General features: G+C 47.9%; 28 protein-coding genes and 1 tRNA gene. All 29 read left to right on the top strand.

Features of this window, described 5'->3' with window-relative positions; translation table 11 throughout:
• The first annotated feature begins 131 nt into the window (after positions 1 to 131).
• On the top strand, positions 132 to 1610 hold the full coding sequence (gene spoIVA, locus ACKKE8_RS13785) for a stage IV sporulation protein A (RefSeq protein ID WP_039960052.1): 1479 nt from the start codon (positions 132 to 134) through the stop codon (positions 1608 to 1610).
• 237 nt (positions 1611 to 1847) lie between these two features.
• Positions 1848 to 2120, top strand: coding sequence for an HU family DNA-binding protein (locus tag ACKKE8_RS13790; protein ID WP_005831316.1), 273 nt, complete (start codon positions 1848 to 1850; stop codon positions 2118 to 2120).
• Between the two features lie 236 nt (positions 2121 to 2356).
• Positions 2357 to 2920 (top strand): GTP cyclohydrolase I FolE, encoded by a 564-nt coding sequence (folE, locus tag ACKKE8_RS13795; RefSeq protein WP_409178627.1) that lies wholly within the window; start codon positions 2357 to 2359, stop codon positions 2918 to 2920.
• Between the two features lie 69 nt (positions 2921 to 2989).
• A tRNA-Pro gene (locus ACKKE8_RS13800) sits at positions 2990 to 3066 on the top strand.
• Positions 3067 to 3177: 111 nt separating this feature from the next.
• The gene (locus ACKKE8_RS13805) at positions 3178 to 3888 is read left to right on the top strand and encodes a lytic transglycosylase domain-containing protein (protein WP_409178628.1); all 711 of its coding nucleotides are present in this window, start codon (positions 3178 to 3180) and stop codon (positions 3886 to 3888) included.
• Between the two features lie 37 nt (positions 3889 to 3925).
• The gene (mtrB, locus tag ACKKE8_RS13810) at positions 3926 to 4156 is read left to right on the top strand and encodes a trp RNA-binding attenuation protein MtrB (RefSeq protein ID WP_409178629.1); all 231 of its coding nucleotides are present in this window, start codon (positions 3926 to 3928) and stop codon (positions 4154 to 4156) included.
• Between the two features lie 76 nt (positions 4157 to 4232).
• The gene (locus tag ACKKE8_RS13815; RefSeq protein ID WP_088907225.1) at positions 4233 to 4748 is read left to right on the top strand and encodes a hypothetical protein; all 516 of its coding nucleotides are present in this window, start codon (positions 4233 to 4235) and stop codon (positions 4746 to 4748) included.
• 125 nt (positions 4749 to 4873) lie between these two features.
• Positions 4874 to 5710, top strand: a complete 837-nt coding sequence (locus tag ACKKE8_RS13820) for a heptaprenyl diphosphate synthase component 1 (protein ID WP_409178630.1) — start codon at positions 4874 to 4876, stop codon at positions 5708 to 5710.
• 4 nt (positions 5711 to 5714) lie between these two features.
• Positions 5715 to 6434 carry a demethylmenaquinone methyltransferase gene (locus ACKKE8_RS13825; RefSeq protein ID WP_017248113.1) on the top strand — a complete coding sequence of 240 codons (720 nt, stop codon included), beginning with the start codon at positions 5715 to 5717 and terminating at the stop codon, positions 6432 to 6434.
• 47 nt (positions 6435 to 6481) lie between these two features.
• Positions 6482 to 7351, top strand: a complete 870-nt coding sequence (locus ACKKE8_RS13830) for a UbiA-like polyprenyltransferase (protein ID WP_409178631.1) — start codon at positions 6482 to 6484, stop codon at positions 7349 to 7351.
• Positions 7348 to 7944, top strand: a complete 597-nt coding sequence (locus ACKKE8_RS13835; RefSeq protein ID WP_409178632.1) for a UbiX family flavin prenyltransferase — start codon at positions 7348 to 7350, stop codon at positions 7942 to 7944. The genes ACKKE8_RS13830 and ACKKE8_RS13835 overlap by 4 nt, the downstream gene beginning before the upstream one ends.
• A 3-nt stretch (positions 7945 to 7947) precedes the next feature.
• A complete protein-coding gene (locus tag ACKKE8_RS13840) occupies positions 7948 to 8811 on the top strand; it encodes a menaquinone biosynthesis protein (protein ID WP_409178633.1) in 864 nt (287 codons plus the stop codon).
• Positions 8812 to 8820: 9 nt separating this feature from the next.
• A complete protein-coding gene (locus ACKKE8_RS13845; protein WP_392428985.1) occupies positions 8821 to 9786 on the top strand; it encodes a polyprenyl synthetase family protein in 966 nt (321 codons plus the stop codon).
• A gap of 104 nt (positions 9787 to 9890) precedes the next feature.
• Positions 9891 to 10334 carry a nucleoside-diphosphate kinase gene (gene ndk, locus ACKKE8_RS13850; protein ID WP_007716560.1) on the top strand — a complete coding sequence of 148 codons (444 nt, stop codon included), beginning with the start codon at positions 9891 to 9893 and terminating at the stop codon, positions 10332 to 10334.
• 128 nt (positions 10335 to 10462) lie between these two features.
• Entirely contained in the window at positions 10463 to 11236 is a 774-nt protein-coding gene (locus ACKKE8_RS13855; protein WP_106837523.1) for a protein-glutamate O-methyltransferase CheR, read from the top strand.
• A 76-nt stretch (positions 11237 to 11312) separates the two neighbouring features.
• Complete coding sequence (locus tag ACKKE8_RS13860) at positions 11313 to 11471, top strand: hypothetical protein (RefSeq protein WP_007716564.1); 159 nt, start codon at positions 11313 to 11315, stop codon at positions 11469 to 11471.
• 228 nt (positions 11472 to 11699) lie between these two features.
• The gene (aroC, locus tag ACKKE8_RS13865) at positions 11700 to 12863 is read left to right on the top strand and encodes a chorismate synthase (protein WP_409178634.1); all 1164 of its coding nucleotides are present in this window, start codon (positions 11700 to 11702) and stop codon (positions 12861 to 12863) included.
• A complete protein-coding gene (gene aroB / locus ACKKE8_RS13870; RefSeq protein WP_409178635.1) occupies positions 12863 to 13963 on the top strand; it encodes a 3-dehydroquinate synthase in 1101 nt (366 codons plus the stop codon). Before aroC ends, aroB begins: the two co-directional genes overlap by 1 nt.
• Before the next feature lie 2 nt (positions 13964 to 13965).
• Positions 13966 to 14343, top strand: a complete 378-nt coding sequence (gene aroH, locus ACKKE8_RS13875; RefSeq protein WP_047068990.1) for a chorismate mutase — start codon at positions 13966 to 13968, stop codon at positions 14341 to 14343.
• A 290-nt stretch (positions 14344 to 14633) separates the two neighbouring features.
• Complete coding sequence (gene trpE, locus ACKKE8_RS13880; RefSeq protein WP_409178636.1) at positions 14634 to 16148, top strand: anthranilate synthase component I; 1515 nt, start codon at positions 14634 to 14636, stop codon at positions 16146 to 16148.
• Positions 16142 to 17167 (top strand): anthranilate phosphoribosyltransferase, encoded by a 1026-nt coding sequence (trpD, locus tag ACKKE8_RS13885; protein WP_409178637.1) that lies wholly within the window; start codon positions 16142 to 16144, stop codon positions 17165 to 17167. The genes trpE and trpD overlap by 7 nt, the downstream gene beginning before the upstream one ends.
• On the top strand, positions 17157 to 17957 hold the full coding sequence (gene trpC / locus ACKKE8_RS13890; RefSeq protein WP_409178638.1) for an indole-3-glycerol phosphate synthase TrpC: 801 nt from the start codon (positions 17157 to 17159) through the stop codon (positions 17955 to 17957). The genes trpD and trpC overlap by 11 nt, the downstream gene beginning before the upstream one ends.
• Positions 17954 to 18622, top strand: a complete 669-nt coding sequence (locus ACKKE8_RS13895; RefSeq protein WP_409178639.1) for a phosphoribosylanthranilate isomerase — start codon at positions 17954 to 17956, stop codon at positions 18620 to 18622. The genes trpC and ACKKE8_RS13895 overlap by 4 nt, the downstream gene beginning before the upstream one ends.
• Positions 18585 to 19805 carry a tryptophan synthase subunit beta gene (trpB, locus tag ACKKE8_RS13900; RefSeq protein ID WP_409178640.1) on the top strand — a complete coding sequence of 407 codons (1221 nt, stop codon included), beginning with the start codon at positions 18585 to 18587 and terminating at the stop codon, positions 19803 to 19805. Before ACKKE8_RS13895 ends, trpB begins: the two co-directional genes overlap by 38 nt.
• Positions 19806 to 19807: 2 nt before the next feature.
• Positions 19808 to 20626 carry a tryptophan synthase subunit alpha gene (gene trpA, locus ACKKE8_RS13905; protein WP_409178641.1) on the top strand — a complete coding sequence of 273 codons (819 nt, stop codon included), beginning with the start codon at positions 19808 to 19810 and terminating at the stop codon, positions 20624 to 20626.
• Between the two features lie 29 nt (positions 20627 to 20655).
• Positions 20656 to 21750 (top strand): histidinol-phosphate transaminase, encoded by a 1095-nt coding sequence (hisC, locus tag ACKKE8_RS13910; protein WP_409178642.1) that lies wholly within the window; start codon positions 20656 to 20658, stop codon positions 21748 to 21750.
• Between the two features lie 69 nt (positions 21751 to 21819).
• The gene (locus ACKKE8_RS13915; protein WP_409179117.1) at positions 21820 to 22923 is read left to right on the top strand and encodes a prephenate dehydrogenase; all 1104 of its coding nucleotides are present in this window, start codon (positions 21820 to 21822) and stop codon (positions 22921 to 22923) included.
• Between the two features lie 91 nt (positions 22924 to 23014).
• A complete protein-coding gene (gene aroA, locus ACKKE8_RS13920; protein ID WP_409178643.1) occupies positions 23015 to 24298 on the top strand; it encodes a 3-phosphoshikimate 1-carboxyvinyltransferase in 1284 nt (427 codons plus the stop codon).
• 321 nt (positions 24299 to 24619) lie between these two features.
• Positions 24620 to 25741 (top strand): amidohydrolase family protein, encoded by a 1122-nt coding sequence (locus ACKKE8_RS13925; protein ID WP_409178644.1) that lies wholly within the window; start codon positions 24620 to 24622, stop codon positions 25739 to 25741.
• Positions 25742 to 25792: the final 51 nt, after the last annotated feature.

Here is a 25792-nt window from a genome sequence, read left to right on the forward strand (position 1 = left end):
CGCAAAAATACATATATTTGTACTGTCCACAAAACTAGTACGAGATTCCCTACGAAAATACTGGCGGTCAGGGATAATTCGGAAAATCGGTCATAGTGTAAAAATAGACAAATAGAAGGAGGTCATCGATGGTGGAACGAGTCGACATCTTTAAAGACATTGCCGAACGGACGGGCGGAGACATCTACCTCGGAGTGGTAGGCCCTGTTCGTACGGGAAAGTCGACCTTTATCAAGCGGTTTATGGAGCAAGTTGTAATCCCGAATATCAACTCTGAAGCGGAGCGGATACGAGCGACAGACGAGTTGCCCCAGAGCGCTTCAGGACGAACAATCATGACAACCGAACCCAAATTTGTTCCGAATCAGGCCGTTAACGTACATGTGACAGAAGGACTCAGCATCAATGTCCGCCTCGTTGACTGCGTTGGCTATACGGTGCAAGGGGCAAAGGGCTTTGAAGACGACAATGGCCCAAGAATGGTAAATACACCTTGGTATGAAGAGCCTGTACCATTTGAGGAAGCGGCCGAAGTCGGGACACGCAAGGTTATCCAGGAACACTCAACCATTGGGATTGTTGTGACAACGGATGGCAGCATCGCGGAAATCCCGCGTGTAGGATACATCGATGCAGAGGAGCGGGTTGTAAACGAGCTGAAAGAAGTCGGGAAACCGTTCGTGATCGTTGTAAACTCGACGCGTCCGCGCTCCGACGAAGCACAAAACCTTCGTGTACAGCTCCAGGAAAAATACGATGTACCAGTCGTGGCCTTGTCGGTTGATCATATGACAGAGCAGGAAATCTTGCTCCTCATGAGAGAAGTCCTGTTTGAATTCCCAGTTCATGAAGTAAATGTCAATCTACCGAGCTGGGTAATGGTGCTGGAAAACGGGCACTGGCTGCGTCAGAATTACGAAGAAGCTGTACGTGAGACCGTGCAGGACATCCGCCGGTTACGCGATGTGGACCGTGTCGTCGGCTTCTTCAATGACTATGACTTCGTAGAGAAAGCCTCCCTTGCTGGTATGCACATGGGGCAAGGGATCGCAGAGATTGACCTCTACGCGCCAGATGAACTGTATGACCGCATCTTAATGGAAATTGTCGGGGTTGAGATAAATGGCAAGGATCACTTGCTGAAAATCATGCAGGAATTCGCACATGCCAAGCGCGAGTTTGATCAGGTAGCGGAAGCATTGCACATGGTCCGAAGTACGGGCTACGGTATAGCAGCCCCGTCGTTGCATGAAATGACCTTGGACGAACCTGAACTAATCCGCCAGGGACCACGCTTTGGAGTCAGACTCAAAGCAACAGCTCCGTCTATTCACATGATTCGGGTGGATGTCGAGTCTGAATTCGCTCCGATTATCGGAACAGAGAAGCAGAGTGAGGAGCTTGTCCGCTATCTGATGCAAGATTTTGACAAAGACCCGCTTTCCATCTGGAACTCCGATATTTTTGGACGCTCGCTCCACTCTATCGTAAGAGAGGGTATTCAGGCAAAAATTACCATGATGCCAGACAACGCAAGGTACAAATTACAGGAGACTTTAGGTCGAATCATCAACGAGGGATCGGGTGGCCTGATTGCGATCATACTCTAATAAATAGTTCTAAAGTCCTATAAACAACAAATATAGGGAAGGCATCTGACATGACGAGATGCCTTTTTTTCTTGTATTTCGTTCAATTTCGACAGGAGGGGGTTGAATTTAAGAAATCGGTGTATTACTATAAGCTTGTCAGATCGGTAAAAACAACCAATCGTGTATAAAACGCTTCGTTTCGGTTAAGAAAAATAATAGCTAGGACTTGGTGTTCTTTGAGGGGAGGTGAATAAAATGAACAAAACAGAACTGATTGCAAAAGTGGCTGAAACCACAGAACTCACCAAGAAAGATGCAACAAAAGCAGTTGATGCAGTTCTTGACGCAATTGCAGATGCATTGAAAACTGGTGATAAAGTCCAACTGATCGGCTTTGGTAACTTCGAAGTTCGTGAACGTGCGGCTCGTAAAGGTCGTAACCCACAAACTGGTGAAGAGATCGAAATCGCTTCCAGCAAAGTACCTGCGTTTAAACCAGGTAAACAACTCAAAGACTCCATCAAGTAGTTGTTTCTTTTGAGAACGAAGCACTTACATAAAAAAATCCACATTGATAAAATGTGGGTTTTTTTCTGTGTACATACAGTTTGCCTATGAAAATTTTGGTATATCTTTTTGTCTTTTTTTAAACGATATGGTAAGATTGGCTTTGATCGCGAGCAGGCACTAAGTCTGTCACTGATTTGGAGCAGGCAGACCTTAGTGATGAGAAACAAGGCGTATGCCGTTACGTAGGAGGTACAATGATGAACGTCGACTTAGATAAAATACAGCAAGCTGTTCGCATGATCCTAGAGGCAGTGGGGGATGATCCTGATCGTGAAGGAGTGCTGGATACCCCTAAGCGAGTTGCGAAAATGTACGCCGAAGTATTCGAGGGCATGCATATAGACGAAGAGCAGTATTTCGAGACTGTCTTTAGCGAAGATCATGAGGAAATGGTATTGGTGAAGGACATTCCGTTTTACTCCATGTGTGAGCATCACTTGGTTCCCTTCTTCGGAAAAGCGCATGTCGCTTACGTGCCGCGTGGAGGCCGAGTAGTAGGACTGAGCAAGCTGGCGCGTGCGGTTGATACCGTGGCAAAACGTCCACAGTTACAGGAACGAATTACAGCAACTGTAGCAGACGCAATTATGCGCAAGCTCGATCCACATGGCGTGGTTGTGGTTGTAGAAGCAGAGCATATGTGCATGACGATGCGTGGTGTGAAAAAACCAGGCTCGAAAACGATCACCTCTGCTGTTCGCGGAATGTTTGAGAAAGATGCTGCTGCCCGTGCAGAAGTAATGAGCTTGATTCGTTAATAAGAATGCAAAAATAAGGAAATTATATTGACTCTATAGGTAAAATATTGTATAGTACGGATGTACAGTCGGGATGTGGCGCAGCCCGGTAGCGCGCACCCTTGGGGTGGGTGAGGTCCAGGGTTCGAATCCCTGCATTCCGACCATCTGCATATAACGTTCAGAAGCCTTGAGCAAAGGCTTCTTTTTTATGTAAAATTACTACTCTACCAAGTAGTGCCATTTTGCTCTTGGCTTCCTGATCTTTCTTTTTTATAATGATAGGTAGACAAGCTAGGGAAGGGTTGTTCAATGCTATGAAGGTGCCTGTATCACTTCAACCATATTTGCAAACATTGCCGCAAACCTATGACGCCTCTCCGCTTTCGTATGGAGACGAGGGGCTCTTCTCGGACATCCTGCAGTCCCAGTTAGCAACAACCGGCCAGCGGGTTATCAGTTCGCAGGAGATTTTGGCCAAGCTAGATGGTTCTAGGAACTGGAAGATTCCTACCCATCTTCAAAATGAACAGTCCCTGTCCTTTGCAAAAGGGCCATCTGTTCCTGCCCCGGAAATCTTGGACAAGATTGATCAGACAGCGAAAGCGATCGGAGTGGACGCTGATCTGGTGAGAGAGGTCGTCAGAGCCGAATCCAACTTTAATCCGAATGTAGAATCTCACGCAGGGGCAAAGGGCTTGATGCAGCTGATGGACAATACGGCAAAAGCCATGCAAGTCCGCAATGTATACGACCCTGATGAAAACCTTGAAGGTGGAACAAAATATTTGAAGTCGCTTTTGGATCGTTATGATGGAGATGTGAAAGTAGCACTTGCTGCTTACAATGCTGGTCCAGGTCGGATGAGGCGTCTGGGAATCAGCAGTGATGACGAGCTAGAAGCGAAGTTTGACCAATTGCCGCAAGAGACACAGCGCTATGTAGACAAGATCATGAGCCGACTGGAGTCAGAAGGGGCATCATACTAGACGTACGCGCATACCGTATTGGTCAGGAGGAAACAAATTGGCACAACCATTAGGATTTAATCAGGATTATTTCGTAGTTAAAGCGAAGGAAAATGGCGTTCATGTGATCGGATTAACAAGAGGCACTGATACGCGTTTTCATCATACAGAGAAGCTCGATAAAGGCGAAGTCATGATTTTTCAATTTACTGAGCACACCTCTGCGATTAAGGTGCGAGGAAAAGCGGTGATTTACTCGCAGCATGGCGTCGTGGATACGACCGAATAAAGAGCAAGTCGTTTTGCTAAGAAGCAGGCATAGCCTGCTTTTTTTGTTTGTACAATGGAGGAGAGGAGGGATGTCTATGCCGCGCCAATTGTTGATGGCAATTGCTGTTTCCACTTTCTTGGCTCTGATGCTGTCGCTCGTTCCCACAAATCAGTGGATGCAAGCGGATATACCGACATTTCAGTCGGCACGTGCCATTCACTTAAGCGAGCAAAATGCCCTTGATTTGTTTACAAGGATGTCGACACATTATAATATTAAGCGTATAAAATGGGAAAACCCATCGATCTATGTCGATTTTGTGGTGAAACCTGCCGAAAAAGTAGAGTTAAACACCGTCTATCAAGATTTTTACCGTTTGACATACGACTTGCGTACCTATGCAGACAATGTCGGGCCCGTGTACTATCGCTTGTTGGAGGAGACGGATCCACCAAAAGAATCGAGATTATTGATTGCCATACAATCGACAACTGGAAATCTCGCAGGACATGACAAACCTTTGACCGATCCTTCGGATATCCAGACCTTTGTAAGCAGTACATTTCCTATTCGAATCGAGCCGTATTTTTATGAGCGAATTAGTCCCTGATGGAAGAAGTATGGTATGATAGTAGAGACGGCCTTTTGACCGGACGGCAGAGGAAGACCGAAGAGTAAGGAACAGTACGGAACAGGCAGACATCTATAGGTTGTGCAGCTTGTGGAGGAGGACGCATGAGCAAAGAACTTTCCCAAAATGTAGAAGAGGTTCGGTCCATTATCGAACAAATCTACAAGAGAATCACCCATTCCTATGTAGAACATTATGTTGACGTTCCTTCCATGGCGGAAAATCGTCTAGAGCTGTTGTACCTTTTTTTGCTGGAACAAGGTATGCCGAAGGAAAAGGCTTCGGTTTTATGTACAGCAACAGGACTTGTCCAATTGGGACTGGATACGCATGAGCTCGTAAAAAATGAGTACGACTCCTCACAGAGCGCGGAGCGAAACCGACAGCTGACCGTACTAGCGGGTGATTATTACAGCAGTCGCTATTATCACCTTCTGGCTTCAGCGGGTGAAATCCAAGCCATTCAAGTGTTGTCGGCAGCCATTCAGCGAGTGAACGAAGCGAAAATGAGACTCTACATCGCTGGGCGAGATAGCAAGATTTTATCAGATGAAGAGTACTGGGAACTGCGAAATACGATTGATACGGGCTTATACGTGGCTGTTGTAGAGGAGTATGCCGATTCAGCTGATAGCCGTCGCTTCTGGAGCGATCTGATGAAGCAAACAGCCAAGGTAGAGAGTGTGATCGGAGAGTGGGAGCAGCTCAAATGGCAAGAACAAGTCCCTTTTGGTTTTGCCCGTTTTTTGCTGCAAAAACCCGGTGCTACACTCGCGCAAGTTTTGTCTGGCGTTGAGGGGAAAGCCATTGAATTGATCGGTTTATGTGAGCAAATGGTGCGTACGCTGCATCCTGCAGAGACGCGGAACATGCTTGCATCCATTACGGCACGTTACTCCCATCGGATCAGTCGCTTGAAGAAGGTAATTGAGGAGATGTAGCCAAGTGAACCAGACACAGATGAATGAGAAAGCAGAGTACGTTCACTCCGTTTTCGAGAGCATTGCAAACGATTACGACAAAATGAATAATGTAATCAGCTTTGGCAGTCATATTGCTTGGCGTAATTACACGATGAAGCAGATGAATATCCAGCCAGGGCATACGGCGTTGGATGTTGCTTGTGGTACAGCAGACTGGACCATTGCATTGGCCAAGGCAGTTGGTAAAGAAGGCAGTGTTGTTGGCCTTGATTTCAGCCAAAATATGCTGGATGTAGGGGCATATAAAGTGGCGAACGCAGGTGTTGGCAACAATGTAAAGCTAGTGAACGCAGATGCAATGAATCTGCCTTACGAGGATCATACATTCGACTTCGTGACAATCGGGTTTGCCTTGCGCAATGTACCGGATGTTCAGCAGGTCTTGAATGAAATGGCGCGTGTTGTGAAGCCGGGCGGTAAAGTCGTTTCTCTGGAAGTGTCCAAGCCCCCGTTCATTCCGTACCGGAAGCTATTTTACTTATATTTCTACAAAATCTTGCCATTTATTGCGAAGCTGACAGTCAACAAGTACGAAGAGTATGCATGGCTGCCACAATCCCTCACCAATTTCCCGGACAGTCGCGAGCTGGCAAGCATGTTTCAGAAAGCAGGCTTGGACCCGGTTCAGGTCAAATTGTTTATGGGCGGCGTATCAGCCTTGCATATTGGCACAAAGCCATAATATGGGGAGTAAACCGGTATTTCTTCACTAGATAGGAAGTGTCATAGATGGGTCTACGTAAATTAAAAATCATCTTGGAAATGATTAAATTCGAGCACTCCCTTTTTGCCTTGCCTTTTGCTTTTATGGGAGCTGTTTTGGGTAGCATTGTAGTAGAGAATGCCTGGCCTACCTGGTCGGAAATTTTCTGGGTGACGGTAGCGATGGTGGGCGCTCGCAGTGCAGCGATGTCCTTAAACCGTGTCATCGACCGGGTAATCGATGCGAAAAATCCTCGTACGGTCACACGCGCGATTCCTGCTGGCCTCATTTCGATTGTGGAAGTCATTTTGTTTATCGTGGTGTCCTTTACGGTGTTGTTCGTTGCTGCATACCAGTTAAATGATTTGGCTGTGAAATTGTTGCCGCTCGCTGTGTTTGTTCTTGTGCTTTATTCCTATACGAAACGCTTTACTTGGCTTTGCCACTTTGTTTTAGGGGTTGCCATCGGGTTTGGTCCGTTAGGTGGCTGGGTAGCGACAACGGGTCAAGTAGATGGCATCGGCCTTCTATTGTTTGCATCCGTTATGTTCTGGACAGCAGGATTTGATATCATTTATGCGTGTCAGGACGCCGATTTTGACCGTAAAGAAGGGCTTTATTCCATGCCGAGCCGCTTCGGAATTGCCAATGCACTTCTGATTGCCCGCGTATGCCACGTTCTTACTTTCGTTGGTCTGATGTCGTTGTATGTAGTCGCAGACTTGTCTATTTGGTTCCTGGTAGGTGTGCTCATTTCTGGTGCGATTTTGATCTATGAACACACGCTGGTGAAGCCAACAGACCTGTCCAAGCTGGATATGGCATTCTTCAATATGAACGGCATCTTGAGTGTCGTGATGTTTACCTTTACGATGATTGACTTGGTGATTGCATGAACAAACAAAAGTGGGCTGTCGGGATAACGGGTGCAAGTGGTGCTATCTATGGTGTTCGAGTCGTCCAGGAGCTTTTACGTGCTGGACATATCGTTCACTTGATGATTACAGAAGCAGGCTGGCAAGTATTTCGTGATGAACTGGATTGGCACACGGATGACAGAGAAGGTCTATTGCAGGAGAAGCTGCAACAAGACTTTTCGGGTGAGCTACATTATTGGGGACTGCGAGATTTCAATTGTCCCGCAGCCAGTGGTTCCTATCGCTGTGACGGTATGATCGTAGTACCGTGCTCGATGGGGACTGTTTCTGGCATCGCGCATGGTGCTTCAGGTAATTTACTGGAGCGCGTTGCTGATGTCATGATCAAGGAAGGTCGGCGCTTGGTCATCGTTCCGAGAGAGACACCGCTCAATGCGATTCAGCTCGAGAACATGCTCAAATTAAGCCGTCTGGGAGTCAAGATTTTGCCTGCTATGCCAGGCTACTATCAGAAACCGCAAACCATGGATGATCTGATCAATTTTGTGGTAGGGAAAACTTTGGATGCAATTGATGTACCACATTCGCTGTTCCGGCGTTGGGGGGAATAACGCATGCAAAAGTCTTTGCGTGTTGGACAAATTTTGTATACCAATGTATTGCCGGTTTACTTCTATTTTGATCAGGCGAAATTCGAAGACCGAGTCGAATTCATCCGCCAAGTTCCTGCCCAGTTAAACACTGCAATGGCGAATGGCGAGATTGACTTGGGACCGATTTCTTCGTTTAGCTATGCAGAGCATGCCTCCGAATACGTGGCATTGGCAGATCTGTCTGTCAGTGCCAAGGGGAGAGTAGGCTCCCTTTTCTTGTTCAGCACAAAGCCGATTGAACAATTAAACGGTGCCAAAATAGCCTTGACCAACACATCGGCTACCACAGTGAACCTGTTAAAAATCATTCTCCATAAGTTTTACGATTATGAGATTTCCTACGTTACACAGGAACCTATTTTGCATGAAATGCTGGAGGATGCTGACGCAGCGCTCTTGATCGGAGACGACGCCATTTCGGCTGAGCGAACGGCCAAAGACCTACATGTCTATGACTTAGGAGAGCTGTGGCATCAATTTACGGGCTATTCCATGACCTTTGCCATTTGGGCTCTTCGTCGAGCGGTAATTGCCGATCATCATGATTTGATCGCGGACGTCCATGCCTCTTTTTTAGAGAGCAAAAGGAAGACAAGAGCGAATACAGCCCCATTGATTGACTACGTTCACACACATTTCGGTGGAGAGAAAGAGCGATGGCTCCACTATTTCCAAGGATTACAGCACGATTTCGGTGACGTTCAGCGGATTGGACTGGAGTACTATTACCGATGCGCAGCGGAGCTGGGACTTTTATCGGCACCTGCAACCGTCGATCTGTGGCAAGCTGGCGGCCGACAGACCAATACTACGTTGACGAGATAGGTGGAACGGATGAATCTAGTCGATATTTACTTCAAGATGAAAAAAGATGTCCAATACATAGAAGATGAACTGGAAAAAGCAATTGATACGCCGGTTCGAGAGCTGTATCTATCTTCGACTCACTTGCTCAAGGCAGGAGGAAAGCGGATCCGTCCCGTTTTTGTTTTGCTTGGAGGTAAGTGGGGCAATTACGATGTCAAAAAGCTAAAGCATGTGGCCGTTCCTCTTGAACTGATCCACATGGCTTCCCTGGTGCATGATGATGTGATTGATGATGCGGATAAGCGTCGCGGAAAAGATACTGTTCGGATGAAGTGGGATAACAAAGTAGCTATGTACGCCGGCGACTATATTTTTGCGCGGGCATTGGCCATTGCCTCCCAGCTCCCGATTCCGCAATTGCACCAAATTCTCTCGAATGCAATCGTCGAGGTTTGTAAGGGAGAGATCGAGCAAGTAAAGGATTTGAATAATTGGGACCAAAACTTCCGTACGTATTTACGCAGAATCAAACGAAAAACTGCGCTTTTAATTGCGATTAGCTGTCAATTAGGAGCAGTGGCAAGCGGAGCGTCAGATGACATGATTCGCAAAATGTATTGGTACGGCTACAATGTGGGGATGGCTTTTCAAATTACCGACGACATTTTGGACTTTACAGGGACTGAAAAGCAGTTAGGGAAGCCTGCTGGAAGCGACTTGGTGCATGGAAACATTACGTTGCCTGCGCTTTATTCTGCTCATCATGGAAAAGCCCGTGCGCAATTCCAGGAATGGATCGCGCAAAATACGTTTTGGGATCATACGGATGAAGCGGTTCGCATGGTGCGAGAAGATGAGGGCATTGCTTTTTCGCAGCGCCTCGCTGAACGCTATATCGCCCGTGCGCATGCCATTCTCGCAGATTTGCCTAACAACCAAGCTAAGACATCCTTGACAGGTATCGCCAATTATATTATCGATCGCAAATTTTAATGATATTTTGACGGTCTTACTGTTGCTTGACCACTCTAGTTTTGATAAAATTTTCGTTGGTGTCCTATGCACCAATACATAGCTCTAATGGAGGCATACTTACAATGGAAAAAACATTCCTTATGGTAAAACCAGATGGCGTACAACGCAACTTGATCGGGGAAATCGTATCCCGTTTTGAGAAAAAAGGCTACCAACTCGTAGGTGCAAAGCTGATGACAGTAAGCCGCGAACTGGCTGAAGAACACTATGCAGAGCACAAAGAGCGCCCATTCTTCGGTGAACTGGTAGACTTCATCACTTCCGGACCAGTATTCGCTATGGTATGGCAAGGTAACAACGTAATCACAACTGCTCGCGCTATGATGGGCAAAACTAACCCAGTAGACGCTGCTTCCGGTACGATCCGTGGCGATTTCGCTACTTCCGTTGGCATGAACATCATCCACGGTTCTGACTCTCCTGAGAGCGCTGAGCGTGAAATCGGCCTGTGGTTCTCCGCTGAAGAAGTTCTCTCCTTCGAGAAAACAATCCAACGCTGGATCTAAGACTGATCGAGAAGACCCCATTTATTGGGGTTTTCTTTTTTTTGTCAAAATCTTTGTCAAAACAGATAGGATAATGACGAAATATAGCGAATGGAATTAGTGAGTTTTCAAAGGGGGTACGATTCAGCATGGAAGATAAGGACTTTCTCCAATTTATTGCTAGTGTGAAGAAAATGACTGGAATTGATCTTGCCCTCTACAAGGAAGCACAGATGAAGCGCCGTCTAACCTCGTTGAGACAAAAGCGGGGGTACAACACATTTGCCCAGTATTTCGATGCCATCGCTAAAGACAAGGAGCTTTTCTATGAGTTCCTCGATAGGATGACCATCAACGTATCGGAATTTTTCCGTAATCCAGGCCGGTGGGAAGTTCTCGAGAATAAAATTTTGCCACGCTTGGCGAAGCAATCGCCGCGGGTGAAATGCTGGAGTGCGGCATGCTCGACAGGGGAGGAGCCGTACACACTCTCACTGATTTTGTTACGCAAGAAGATGGATGCGACCGTGCTCGCTTCCGATATTGATGAGGGAGCACTGGCTAAAGCAAAACAAGGGGTATACACGGACCGCTCTCTGCAAGATTGTCCGAAAGACCTCGTAACGAAGTATTTTGAAAAAGATACACTCAGCTATCGCATAACGGACGAAGTGAAGAGAAAAGTGACGTTCAAAAAACATAATTTATTGGCGGACTCATTTGATTCTCAATTTGATTTGATTATTTGCCGGAACGTGATGATTTACTTTACCGAAGAAGCAAAGCATGAGCTGTATCATAAGTTTAGCCGGGCCCTGAAACCTGGCGGGGTACTCTTTGTAGGCAGCACGGAACAAATTTTTCAGCCGCAACAATACCAACTAGAGACAGAGGATACGTTCTTCTATCGAAAAATGGGTTGATTCATGTTGGCCTTGGTATATCTCTGCTGTTTTTTTCCAAGACTAGGAATACCTACTTTGCAAGAGGAGGCAGCAGATGGATAAACACAAGGTCATCGAAGCATACCGTCGAGGGCTGATCACGCTGCAGGAATGTGGTCAGATATTAGGGGCGGAGAGGACACAACTAGATGATTTGATACGCGTAGATCACACTCGCAAACCGCTGAGCCCCAATCCTTTTTTCAATGTGTAGGTATGTCAATCCTGATTTATTCGCGATAGCGTAAAGAGAGCGCTTCTCCTTATACGGAGGGGCGTTTTCCTGTAAGAAGAAAAGGTTTTTCGCACACGTTTGCCACTTTTGTATTTCCACGGCGTACTAGGTATGATATTATAGCGCTTAAAAGTGATAAAGGACAGCACCCCGAAAAGAGTACCTTTAGGGGATACAGGCTGCCTGGAGGATGGAGGAAGGATAGAGATGCGTTACTTGACAGCAGGGGAATCCCACGGGCCGCAATTAACAGCTATCATCGAGGGCGTACCGAGCAACTTGCCGATTTCCATTGAGGAAATTAATGAGCAGTTGGCACGTCGTCAGAAAGGCCATGGTCGCGGCAGAAGAATGCAGATTGAAAAGGATCAGGTGAAAATTCTTTCTGGTGTCCGTCATGGGTATACAACCGGAGCTCCTATCACACTGGTCGTTGAAAATAATGATTGGACGCATTGGCAAGGAATCATGAGTGCTGAACCTGTAGAGGAAGGCACTGAGGAAAAGCGTCGCGTTTCCCGTCCACGCCCTGGACATGCTGATTTAAACGGGGCTATTAAGTATCATCAACGTGATATGCGCAATATTCTGGAACGTTCTAGCGCTCGTGAGACCACAGTCCGCGTAGCTGTTGGTGCAGTTGCTCGCCAATTGCTAGCTCAATTTGGTATCCGTATTGGCGGACAGGTACTCCAGATCAATGAGATCGTGGCGAAGCGACAAGAAGTAAGTCTGGACGAGCTGATTGCACGTACCGAAGAATCGCCAGTACGCTGCTTGGATAAAGAAGCAGAGCCACTGATGATGGCAGCGATTGACAAAGCAAAAGAAGATGGGGATTCCCTCGGTGGTACCGTAGCAGTGATCGTTGAAGGCGTGCCGATTGGTTTGGGTAGCCATGTGCAATGGGACCGCAAGCTGGATGGACGTCTTGCACAAGCGATTATGAGCATTCAGGCTTTCAAAGGTGTCGAAATCGGTATCGGATTCGAGGCAGCCGGTCTGAAAGGCTCGCAAGTTCATGACGAGATTATTTGGAACGAAGAAACCGGCTACAGCCGTAAAACAAATCGTGCAGGTGGACTCGAAGGCGGAATGACGACAGGAATGCCTGTAGTTGTTCGCGGTGTCATGAAACCGATCCCTACTTTGTACAAACCATTGATGAGTGTGGATATTGACTCGAGAGAGCCATTCTCAGCGAGCATTGAGCGTTCCGACAGTTGTGCTGTTCCAGCGGCAAGTGTGGTCGCGGAGGCAGTTGTAGCATGGGAGATCGCGAGTGCAATGTGCGAAAAATTCCCTTCCGATTCTCTTGACGACATGGCAGAAAATGTACGTCAATACCGTGCGTACACGGAGAAATTCTAATGAGTGTAGAGAAGCTGACTGTTGAGCTGGGTGAGCGTTCCTACGAGATTGTGATAGGCGACGGTCTTTTGCACGATGCAGCAGCGTTGCTAGTAGAGGCAGGAATTGCTTCTACTAGCAAGCTGATGATTGTCACAGATGAGAATGTAGCCGTTCATTACTTGGAGCCTTTGCTCGATGTTCTGCGGCAGCATGGGTATCAGGCCCATTCAGCTGTCATCGCTGCTGGAGAACAATCGAAGAGCCTGGCTGTCTACGAGCGATTGATGACAGAGGCTATTGAAGCAGGGCTGGACAGGAAATCTGCTGTATTGGCTCTCGGTGGTGGAGTCGTCGGAGACTTGGCTGGATTTGTGGCTGCTACGTACATGCGCGGCATTGATTTCGTTCAGATGCCGACTACCTTGCTCGCACATGATAGCTCGGTTGGTGGAAAAGTAGCGATCAATCATCCACTCGGCAAAAATCTCATCGGTGCTTTTCATCAGCCAAAAGTTGTCATTTACGACACGAAAGCATTGCATAGTTTACCGAAGCGTGAAGTCGCAGCAGGTTTTGCAGAGGTTGTTAAGCATGGACTTATCGCCGACGCTGCTTTTGTCGATTGGCTGGAAGACAACGCGGATAAGCTATGGCAACTCGATTCAGAATTATTAGGGAAAGCCATTGAAAAAGGTTGCGCAGTCAAAGCGGCTATTGTTTCGCAAGACGAGACAGAGCAAGGGCAGCGTGCATTGCTTAATTTGGGTCATACGTTTGGTCATGCATTTGAAGCGCTGTCTGCTTACTCCAGCCTGAATCATGGGGAAGCCATCTCAATTGGGATGTGTTTGGCAGCCAAGGTAGCGGAACGCATTGGTTTTGCCGAGACAGGTGTATACAATCGTACGAAACGGATGCTGGAATTGTTCCACCTGCCAACGGCGTGGCCGGGTAATCTCTCGCCAGAGGCTGTGCTGGAAGCCATGAAACGAGACAAAAAGACGGTAGGCGGAAAGCTGGCCTTGGTGTTGCCTCGGGCAATCGGGCAGGTTGAAGTCGTCAAAAATATAGAAGAAGAACTCATACTGGCCGTCATGAGAGAAGAAGTGGAGGGATAAGGATGGGAATGAGAGGAATCAGAGGCGCAGTCACGGTGGAAGCCGATACGCGCGAAGAGATTGTCTCCTCTACAAAATGGTTGTTGGAGGAAATGGTAAGCCGCAATGAAGTAAACCCCGAAGACATTGGCAGCATTATTATCACGACGACAGAGGACCTCTGTGCGACCTTCCCTGCTCAAGCGGCCCGCCTGCTTGAAGGAGAGGCTTGGCAATATGTACCGCTCATGTGCGCAAGAGAAATCCCGGTGCCGGGTGGCTTGCCACTTTGTATTCGTGTCATGATGCATGTGAATACGGACAAGACAGCAAAAGACATTCATCACGTCTTTTTGCGTGAAGCAGTCAAGCTGCGCCCGGATTTGACAAATCGCGGTTGACAATTAGGGCGCTCTCTTTTACCATAAGTGAAACGAGAGCGCCTCGTTTTTTCCGGTAATAAGCAAAAGCCGGCTGAGAGCAGAGAATGAGTTGAGCAGAGTTGAGATGAGTTAGGTCGAGGAGAGAAGAGAAGGCTGGGTACATATTGACACCCAATCCAGGTCTCTTTGTCTGGATTTTTTTGTATACAAAAAATTTCTCCCCCTACCTCTCGCTCTAGGAAGCGGGTGTAGAAAAGGTGGATGTCTCATTCCCTTTTCTCTCCCACTAATTGAGGAGATGAGAGTCCATGTATTTCCCTTCCCTTGCCGAGGTTAAGACCCTTTCGGCGTCGTATTCCCTTATCCCTGTAAGCATGAAACTGTTGGCGGATCAGGAGACACCAATTCGCTTGTATCAGAAGATTCGCACGAGTGACTCCTTTTTGCTGGAGAGCGTAGAAGGTGGTGCACGTTGGGCTCGTTTTTCGTTCATTGGCATGAATCCTTTTCAAATCGTAGAAGCAAAAGGCGAAGAAATCACCGTTTCCTATCGCACTGGTGAACGGCTTGTCCAGACAGGAAATCCCGTCTCCTTTTTGCGTGAAGAAACCGATCGCTACAAAAGCCCGAAGCTACCCGGACTACCTCGTCTCAGTGGTGGTGCGGTAGGCTTTTTCGGCTACAATACGCTGCGCTATTTCGAAAATTTGCCAGCACATCGCAAGGAAGCTGTACGAGTGCCGGATATGCGCTTCCTGTTCGTTGATGAGATGATCGCCTTTGATCATTTGAAGCAGGAAATTCAATTGATTGTGAACCTCCATGTGGAGCCAGGCGACACCGAAGACACTATTGACGAAAAATACAAGCAAGTCTGCGAACGAATCGAGGAGCTGGCTGCAAAAGTCATGACTCCGCTTGAAATGGATCAACGCATTCAAGTAGCGGCAGATACACCAACGCCATTAACAGTACAGCCAAATATGACGCGTGAGCAATACGAGCAACTAGTCGTACAGGCGAAAGAATACATCGCAGCCGGCGACATTTTTCAAGTCGTGTTGTCGCAACGTTTTTCCGTAAAGACAGATGTCGATCCTTTTGCGGTGTATCGATTGCTGCGCACGTTGAATCCTTCCCCGTATATGTACTATCTCGAATACGAGGGCGAGACAGTCGTCGGGACATCACCAGAACTGCTCGTGCGTGTAGAAGATGAAAAAGTAGAGATGCGGCCGATTGCAGGAACGCGGAAAAGAGGGGCAACCCCACAAGAAGATGCGGCGTTGGCGGCTGATCTTTTGGCAGATAAAAAGGAGAGAGCCGAGCACTACATGCTGCTGGATCTGGGACGCAACGATGTAGGAAAGGTCTCTGCTTATGGAAGCGTGAAAGTGGAAGAAGCATTGGTTATTGAAAACTACTCCCATGTCATGCATATGGTTTCGCATGTGACTGGCAAGCTTCGTGAGGGACTGCACGCTTTCGATGCATTGCTGAGTGCTTTTCCAGCTGGGACAGTATCTGGTTCTCCCAAGCTTCGGGCGATGGAAATTATTGCAGAGCTCGAGCCTGACGCACGCCATCTGTATGCGGGAGCAATCGGCTACATTTCGTTTGATGGTTCACTCGATAGCTGTATCACGATTCGAACGTTGTTCTTTCAGGATGGTTACGCACATGTACAGGCAGGAGCAGGCATCGTAGCAGACTCGGTCCCTGCGAGTGAATATCAAGAGACGGTGAACAAAGCAGCAGCGATGCTCTCTGCGTTAGAAAAAGCGGAACAGATGTTTGTCAGAAAGGTGGAGTTGTCATGCTAACATACGCACTGGAACAAATTCTGCTTGGGAAGCACTTAACACGGGCGGTTGCAGAAGAGGCCATGGGCGAGATTATGGATGGAAAGGCAACTCCGGCTCAGATTGGGGCATTTTTAGCGAGTCTTCGCTTGAAGGGCGAGAAAGTGGAGGAGATTATCGGTTTTGCCAAAGCCATGAGAGCGCGGGCGATGAGTTTTCCGATCGATCTGCCAGGTCTGGTAGACACTTGCGGAACAGGCGGGGACGGAAGTCATACCTTTAACATTTCAACGGCGAGTGCGATTGTTGCAGCAGCTGACGGAGTACGTATCGCCAAGCACGGGAATCGTGCGGTTTCCAGCAAAAGCGGCAGCGCTGATGTGTTGGAAGCGTTGGGAGTGCCCGTCAATTTATCTCCAAAGGATACCGCAGACTGCCTGCGTGCAACCAATCTCTGCTTCCTGTTCGCTCCTCTGTACCACCAAGCGATGAAGCATGCGGCTGGCCCGCGAAAAGAATTGGCGATTCGCACGGTGTTTAATATACTGGGACCATTGACGAATCCAGCAGGTGCCACCCATCAGCTGATGGGCGTTTATGATGTCAAACTGCTTCCAAATGTAGCCGCAGTCTTACACGAGCTGGATGTGAATAGAGCTCTCGTTGTCGCAGGCTCGGATGGACTGGATGAATTAACCGTCACGGGAACGAGCCATATTGCCGAGTTGCGGGATGGGCGTATTTTGACATATGAAATCGAGCCTGAGCAGTTCGGTCTGCGCAGACATGAGAAGGATGCTTTGCGCGGTGGTGATGCCAATGAGAATGCCAAGATCATTCACGATGTGTTTTCCGGTGCACGTGGGGCAGCACGCGACATCGTTTTGCTCAATGCGGGCGCGATCCTCTACCTCGCAGATCGAGTTAGCTCGATTGAAACAGGGGTTATACGTGCAGCGGAACTGATCGACGGTGGACTGGTAATGCGCAAGCTCGAGCACGTTCGTCACATCGCAGGAGGTATGATTCATGCTTCGTAAAATCGTAGAAAAGAAACGCGAAGAGATCGCACGTCTTTATACAGATACAACGGTTTCAGCATTGCTCGCAGCAACGAAAGAAGTACAACACCCACGCGGGTTTCGTCACGCATTGGAGACGAGTGTACGGCCTGTAAGCGTGATTGCCGAAGTGAAAAAAGCATCCCCGTCCAAAGGGTTAATCCGACCTGATTTCCAGGCAGTGACCATCGCGAAGGCTTATCAGGCCGCTCGCGCAGAATGTTTGTCTGTTTTGACAGACGAGTCCTTTTTCCAAGGGAGCTTGAGCTATCTCCGACAAATTCACGAGGCAATTGATCGGCCGTTACTCAGAAAAGACTTTCTTCTGGATGAAATTCAAGTCGTGGAAGCAAGAGCTGCAGGAGCTGATTGTGTGTTGCTCATTGCTGCCATTCTCGATCGGGAAACGCTTCGCCACCTGAACCAAACTGCCGAGGAGCTGGGCATGGATGTACTGGTTGAGGTCCATGACAAACGCGAATGCGAGCTTGTTTTTCAAGCAATGGAACCGAAATTGCTCGGGATCAACAATCGAAACTTAAATACGTTTCAAACTGACCTAGCCGTTACGCATGAGCTGATCGCAGAACTGCCTGCGTCATTGACGATTGTGAGCGAAAGTGGGATTTCGACCCCAGCGGATATTGAGAATGTACGTAGTGCAGGTGCCCGGGCTGTGCTGGTTGGAGAGCATTTCATGCGCCAAAAAGACGTAGAGCGCGCAGTCATTGATCTCGTGGGAGAAGCAGCACCGGGGGTGAGTGTATGACTCGTTTAAAAATATGTGGGATTAAGCGAGCGGAAACACTAGCGCTGTTAAAAGAGCTGGAAGTCGATTACGTAGGCCTTGTTTTTGCCCCAAGTAAGCGACAAGTAGATGCCCAGACTGCTAGAAAATTGCTAGCAGCCGTTCCAGGCCACCCTCCTGCTGTTGGTGTGTTCGTCAATCCGACGATGGAAGAGCTGGAGGAAGTGCTAAGAGAGGCGCCGTTATCCGTGATCCAGTTGCATGGACAGGAGACGCCACAATTTTGCCAGCAAGTTCTGGAGCGGTTCGCTATTCCGGTGTGGAAGGCGTTGGCAGTGGGTGGAGAGGCGGATGCTGCTCAAGCAATTCAATCCTATCGAGGCATTGTCAGTGCCTTTTTATTTGATACGTATGACCCTAGTCAAGCAGGTGGCACAGGGAAAAAGTTTTCGTGGGAGCAAATCCCTACTTTGCAAGCAGCATGCGAGGAAGCAGACTGCATCATTGCTGGAGGGATTCATGCGGAGAATGTCGGAGAATTACTAGGACAGTATCAAGCAGGGATAGTCGATGTGTCCAGTGGAGTAGAGACGGATGTCGAAAAAGACGCCGAAAAAATAAAAACATTGGTGGAGAGGGTGAAGGCGCATGAACAACATTCAAACAACTACGCGAGTCGTGCCTGACGAAAACGGACGATTTGGTTCCTTCGGAGGCAAGTTTATTCCGGAAACCTTGATGAATGCGGTGACAGAGCTCGAGATCGCTTTTGAAGAAGCACGTCGTGACCCGGCATTTGTTCAAGAATTGAATGGACTGCTTAGCGAGTATGCTGGACGCCCAACCCCGCTCACCTATGCAGAGCGTTTGACGAAAGCGGTCGGCGGTGCCCAAATTTATTTGAAACGAGAAGATCTTAACCATACGGGTGCACATAAATTGAACAATGCTTTGGGCCAAGCATTGCTAGCCAAGCGCATGGGCAAAAAATCAATTATTGCCGAAACGGGCGCTGGTCAGCACGGAGTAGCAAGTGCAACCGTTGCGGCAAAGCTCGGACTCTCTTGCAAGGTGTTCATGGGGGAAGAAGATATTCGTCGCCAGTCGTTGAATGTTTTTCGGATGAAGCTGCTTGGTGCCGAAGTCATCCCTGCGGTATCCGGCTCTCGTACACTTAAGGATGCGACAAACGAAGCGATTCGCCATTGGGTTTCTCACGTAGATGAAACGTTTTATGTCATCGGATCTGTCGTTGGCCCACATCCGTACCCATACATCGTACGCGAATTCCAAAAAATTATCGGTGAAGAGACGCGCAGTCAAGTCCTGCAAATGCTCAGAAGGCTTCCAGACGAGGTCGTTGCTTGCGTTGGTGGCGGCAGTAATGCGATTGGTATGTTTTATCCGTTCATACAGGATGAGTCTGTTGCGCTCAGAGGGGTAGAAGCCGCAGGAAAAGGAATCGATACGGAAAAGCATGCGGCAACACTAACACTTGGACGCCCGGGAGTCATCCACGGTTCCTTGACTTACTTGTTGCAAGATGAAAGCGGTCAGGTACAAGAAGCGCATTCGATTTCGGCTGGCTTGGATTATCCAGGGGTAGGACCCGAGCACGCTTATCTAAAAGACAGCGGACGAGTGACCTATACATCGGTAACGGATGCGGAAGCGCTCGAGGCAGTACGAGTGCTTTGCCAAACGGAGGGTATCATTCCAGCGTTGGAGAGCGCACATGCGATAGCTGAAGCGATAAAACGTGCGAAAGAAATGTCTTCAGACAAAATACTCGTGATCTGCTTGTCTGGTCGAGGAGACAAAGACGTACTGACTATTCAAGAAGCGCTGACAGCAGAAGGGGGAGAGTAATCATGACGACAGCTCTTAACAGAATCGATCAATTATTCGCGGATCGTGATCGCAAACGATTCATCCCATTTCTAACGGTAGGCGATCCTTCCATAGAAGCAACCTTTCATCTCGTAAAAGCGATGGTAGATGCAGGCGCAGATCTCATCGAGCTCGGCGTCCCTTACTCCGATCCTTTGGCAGACGGTCCAACGATACAACGGGCTTCAGAGCGCGCGCTGAAAAATGGCGTGACGATCGGGGATGCTTTGCAATTGGTCAAAAGGCTTCGCGAATCAGGTATGGAGGCTTCCATCGTCCTGTTCACCTACTTCAATCCGGTTTTACAATATGGTATCGAGCGCTTTTTTGCCGATCTCGCTGCCTATGGGGCTGACGGTGTTGTCATTCCTGATTTGCCGATTGAGGAAAACGGTCCAGCCGTAACCGCTGCGAGAGAGCATGGCATTCATGTCATTTCGCTGGTGGCACCAACTTCCAGTTCCAGAATCAATACGATTGGCGCGCAAGCAACCGGATTTCTTTATTGTGTATCGTCGCTCGGTGTGACGGGTGCTCGCACGGACCTGCGAGAGGATTTGGCAGATTTTCTGGAACGAGTAAAGGCGAGTACATCGGTTCCTACTGCGGTAGGATTCGGAATATCCACGCCGGATCAGGTGCGAGCAGTAGCCCCCCATACGAATGGTGTCATTGTGGGAAGTGCCATTGTACAGCAAATTGAGGAACATGCTGAGCAGCTGAAAGATCCAAAACAAATGCCAGAAGCTGTAGAAAAAATAAAAACCTTTGTACATCAGTTAGCCAGTGCGCTACAATAGTGGGAAAAATGTGACTGGAGTGAACGTGGATGCAACCGAAACAACGCATACTCAATGCCCCGGTATATCAACCTGGCAAGCCAATTGATGACGTTAAACGTGAATATGGTTTGACCGAAGTCATCAAGCTGGCGTCCAACGAAAATCCTTTTGGTTCCTCACCGAAGGCCAAAGCCGCTATTGCGGAACAGTTGGACAATTTGGCCCTTTATCCAGACGGTGCAAGCCTTAATCTACGTTGGGATCTTGCTGACTTCCTCGGGGTCAAACCAGGTCAATTGTTTTTCGGCAACGGGTCTGATGAAATTCTGTTGATGATCTCTCGTGCTTTTCTAGGCGAAGGAACAAATGCAGTCATGGCGACGCAAACGTTCTCGCAATATCGCTCAAATGGGATTATTGAAGGTGCAGACTTAATTGAGGTGCCGTTGAAAGATGGCGTTCACGATCTCGAAGCGATGGCGGCTGCCATCAACGAACAAACGAAGGTGGTATGGGTATGTAACCCGAACAATCCGTCTGGCACGATTGTAACAACATCCGAGTTGGAAGCTTTTCTGAAAAAGGTTCCCAAAAATGTGCTGGTCGTTTTGGATGAGGCTTACTACGAGTATGTGGTGGATCCAGAATATCCACAAACAGTACCGATGCTCGCTGAGTATCCGAACCTGATTATTTTGCGTACGTTCTCCAAAATCTACGGTCTGGCTGCACTTCGTATCGGCTACGGTATTGCGACAGAAGAGCTCATTTCCTCTTTGGAACATGTGCGTGAGCCGTTCAATACAGGCACACTTGGTCAAGTCGCAGCACGTGCGGCGTTAAAAGACCAGGAATTTGTGAAAACATGCCGCGATCGTAACCGTGAAGGCATGAAGCAGTATACCGATTCTTTTGACGAGTGGGGACTCTCCTACTATCAATCTCAGACCAACTTTATCTTGGTTGATTTGAAAAGGGATTCCGATGAAGTATTCAAGAAGCTGCTCTCTCAAGGTATCATCGTTCGCTCTGGTAATGCGCTAGGCTTCCCAGGTTTTCAACGTATTACCATCGGGACCAAAGAGCAAAATGAAAAGATTCTTTCTGTATTAAAAGAAATCGTGACTGGAGCATTGAAATAAAGGACGAAGATGCCGGGCATGCCTCGGCATCTTTGTCTAAGAGAGATGAAGGAAGGATAGAGAGTGGAGATGAAAAAAACCACCATTACTGTAATTGGCGTAGGGTTGATCGGCGGCTCTATCGCGCTGTCAATGCGACGTGATCCAAATATTCGGGTAGTCGGCTACGATTTACGTCAGGACTGTTTGGATAAAGCACTGACTCTTGGAGTCATCCATGCTGGTACAACTGATTTGCAGACAGCAGTTCGAGAAGCAAATGTCATTTTCCTCGCATCACCTGTAGAGCAAATCGTTGCAACCATTCACTCGTTAGTGGAAATGGAGCTGCAGCCTGGTGTGATCATTACGGATGTTGGCAGTACAAAAGCAGGTATTGTGAGACAAGCGGTGGATGTCATTCCCGATCATGTTACGTTTATTGGTGGACATCCAATGGCTGGCTCGCATAAATCCGGAGTGGAAGCTGCTTCTGACCGTCTTATGGAGAACGCCTATTATGTTTTGACACCAGCGCCGGGAACATCTGAAGAAAAAGTAAAGCAATTGTCTGAACTACTTACACTGACGCGCGCAAAAATCGTGCAAATGGACGCGGCTTCGCATGATCAGGTCGTGGGTGCAGTTAGCCATTTCCCGCATATTCTCGCTTCTGCTCTGGTCAATCTAGTGGCAGGGTACGACGAGGAAAATGCTTGGCATGCAACGCTTGCTGCTGGTGGCTTCCGAGATATTACGCGCATTGCATCGAGCAACCCTCAGATGTGGCGTGACATTTTGCTGCAAAACCGTGATCCGATCCTGAAAATCGCAAAAGACTGGGCAAACGCATTGGAAGATGTCGTTCACCTTGTAGAACAGGGAGATCCAGAAGGAATCGAGCATTTCTTCAAAGCGGCGCGAGAATTCCGAGATGGCTTGCCTGAGCGCAAAACGGGTGCATTGCCGCCTTTGAACGATTTGTATATCGATATCCCGGACAACCCGGGCGAAATCGGACGAATTACGACACTATTGGGAGCAAGAGATATCAACATCACGAATCTCCAAATCAGAGAGACACGAGAAGACATTTATGGGGTGCTACGCGTTACGTTCCATTCGCAACAAGAGTTGGAAAAGGGAGAGGAAGTTCTTCGCTTTTTCGATTACAATGTATACAAGCGCACATAAGTTTTTTTATGCAAACACACTTTACAACGAAGACGCTTCACAGTGCGACTGGTGATCTGGGAGAGCGTGAGAGAGAAAAGGAGTGGAAGAAATGCTTCGCGTACAACAAGCCAAACAAATAAAAGGTACCGTTCGCGTGCCAGGAGATAAGTCCATTTCCCATCGTGCAGTTATGTTTGGATCTCTAGCAGAAGGAACGACAACCATTGAAGGCTTTTTGCCGGGTGCCGATTGCTTGAGCACGATTAGCTGCTTTCGTCGGATGGGGATTGAGATTGAACAACAAGGGGATGCCGTAACCGTACAAGGAAAAGGCTGGTATGGCTTGCAGGAACCATCTCAACATTTGGATGTAGGGAACTCCGGTACGACCATTCGCTTGATGGCAGGGATCATGGCGACACAGCCTTTCCATGTGGTGATGGAAGGCGATGAGTCCATTGCCAAAAGACCAATGCGCCGTGTAATCGGACCGCTCCGTCAAATGGGCGCCAAAATCGATGGAAGAAGAGATGGCGAATACACACCGTTATCCATTCGAGGTGGGGAGCTTCAAGGGATGGCGTATCAATCCCCAGTTGCAAGTGCACAAGTGAAGTCAGCGATTATGCTGGCAGGGTTGCAGGCAAAAGGCGTGACCAGTGTAACAGAGCCGCATTTATCCCGCGATCATACGGAGCGTATGCTGCAAGCATTTGGTGTACAAGTCGTGCGCGATGGATTGACCGTTTCGGTAGAAGGCGGACAAAAGCTGAAGGGCCGTGCCATTTCTGTTCCTGGTGATATTTCTTCCGCTGCCTTTTTGATTGCAGCTGTAATGGTCGTACCAGGCAGCTCTCTTCTAATTGAAAATGTCGGAATCAACCCAAGCCGTACGGGCATCATTGATGTTGTCAAGGCGATGGGGGGAAGTCTGGAGCTTTTGAATGAGCGAATCGTAAATGAGGAGCCGGTTGCAGACCTTCTCGTGACACATTCGGAGCTGCACGGTATTGAAATTGCTGGAGATATCATTCCACGCCTGATTGACGAAATTCCGGTGATTGCGGTGATGGCAACGCAGGCGAAAGGTAAAACGGTTATCCGTGATGCCGAAGAGCTGAAAGTAAAAGAGACAGACCGTATTGCCACGGTGGTTAGTCAACTGTCCAAATTCGGTGCTAGTGTGACACCTACAGATGACGGAATGATCATCGAAGGAAAGACAGGATTGACAGGGGCTGTCATCGATAGCATGGGAGATCACCGAATTGGCATGGCGATGGCGATTGCGGGTCTTGTTGCCGAGGGTGAGACGACAATCGAAAATGATGATGCGATTGATGTATCGTTCCCTGGCTTTCATGACTTGCTTGTGAAAATCAGCCAATCATAAAGAATGAAAGAGAAGCCTGTGCCTTTATAGGGGAGCAGGCTTCTTTTTTTGTGCGAAGACAAAGCGTTCCGAATTTTAGCAAAAATGATTTGACAAGCGCTTACATTCCGTTTATTATAAAACTACAGTATGGTTTCTCTCCACTCCTATCCAATATAAGAAAGCACGTGTGTGCTACCGTCGTTTGAATGCGCTTACATCAACGGCGGTCTTTTTTTTGTTTAAAAAGCGATTTGTTTCCCTATTGGTACTTTTTCCCCTTTTTGTGCATATGCTCGTACAAGGGTAGTGTGTGCATGAGAAGCGGGAGGGGGACGAGCTATGCTGGAGCGAGGGATGGTCATACGTGGGGGAACGGTTGTCACAGCACTAGGAATGAAAGAAGCAGATATTTGGATCCGTCATGGGAAAATTGTACGAATGGCTAAAGATACCTTGAACAAAAACCCCTTCAACGATTTATATGAAGAAATAGATGCTACCGATATGTATCTTTTGCCCGGTTTCGTCGCACTCCCGACACATTCGTTGTATAAAATCAAAGATGTAGATGTTTATATAGAAGCCATGCGAAATCTCATCAGCTTGGGATGTACAAGCCTGGTGGACGTCTTCCGGCCAGAGCGTTGGATGAGCAGACCGCAAATTCACTATCAACAAACCCAGCACTTCAACAGTTTATTAGACTATGTCTGGCACGTGGAAATCGATGTCGCTGATCTTCACGGTGACCGATTAGCGGAGTGGATGAACCTTGGCTATTCTTCGTTTCATATCACGATTCGAAATCCAGAAGAAATTTCCACAATAAAATGGGAAACGCTTTTGCAACTTCATACGTCTAAACATACGATCCTGCACATGCAGGTACAAAATGATCCGTTTTTGAAAAAAGAACAACGGGAACTCATTCGACAGATTTGGATGGAGGCTACTCGTTATTGGCGGTTGCGTACTGTCATTACAGATTCTCAAGCGGCCTTTCATTTTGAAGAAAATGACCCGTACCTGCATATCTTTCGTTTGCCCGCTGAAGTGACAGATCAAGGTCTTCGTCAATTACATCGTCAATGGTTTAGGAGCTGGCAAGTAGCGTCTCCGATTCACGATGTACGTATTGATACACGAAAGAGCTGGTGTACGCCGGAAGAATTACTTTGCTTGCTAGTCAGGCTCACTTCGACAAATGTTGCAAAAGCAATTGGACTGTATCCGCGAAAAGGAAGCTTGACAACTGGCGCAGACGCTGATATCGTTTTCCTGAAAAAGGAAAACTGGTTGACAAAGAATGATCTTTCCACTATTCTCAATTTTAGTGAAATGCATCTTCCAACATCTGTTATGTCGAACGGTAAATGGATATATCGAGATATGCGATTTATCCCTTTGATTGGTATGGGTAAGTGTTTATTCGACACAAAGCCCTACGCTTATGTCATATAACCCCAGTTTGGGGGTTTTTTCGTGAATGGTTTTTAGCAGACAGACGAGAAA

It is taken from the genome of Brevibacillus fortis (assembly GCF_046196545.1).
Classification (GTDB): Bacteria; Bacillota; Bacilli; order Brevibacillales; family Brevibacillaceae; genus Brevibacillus; species Brevibacillus fortis_A.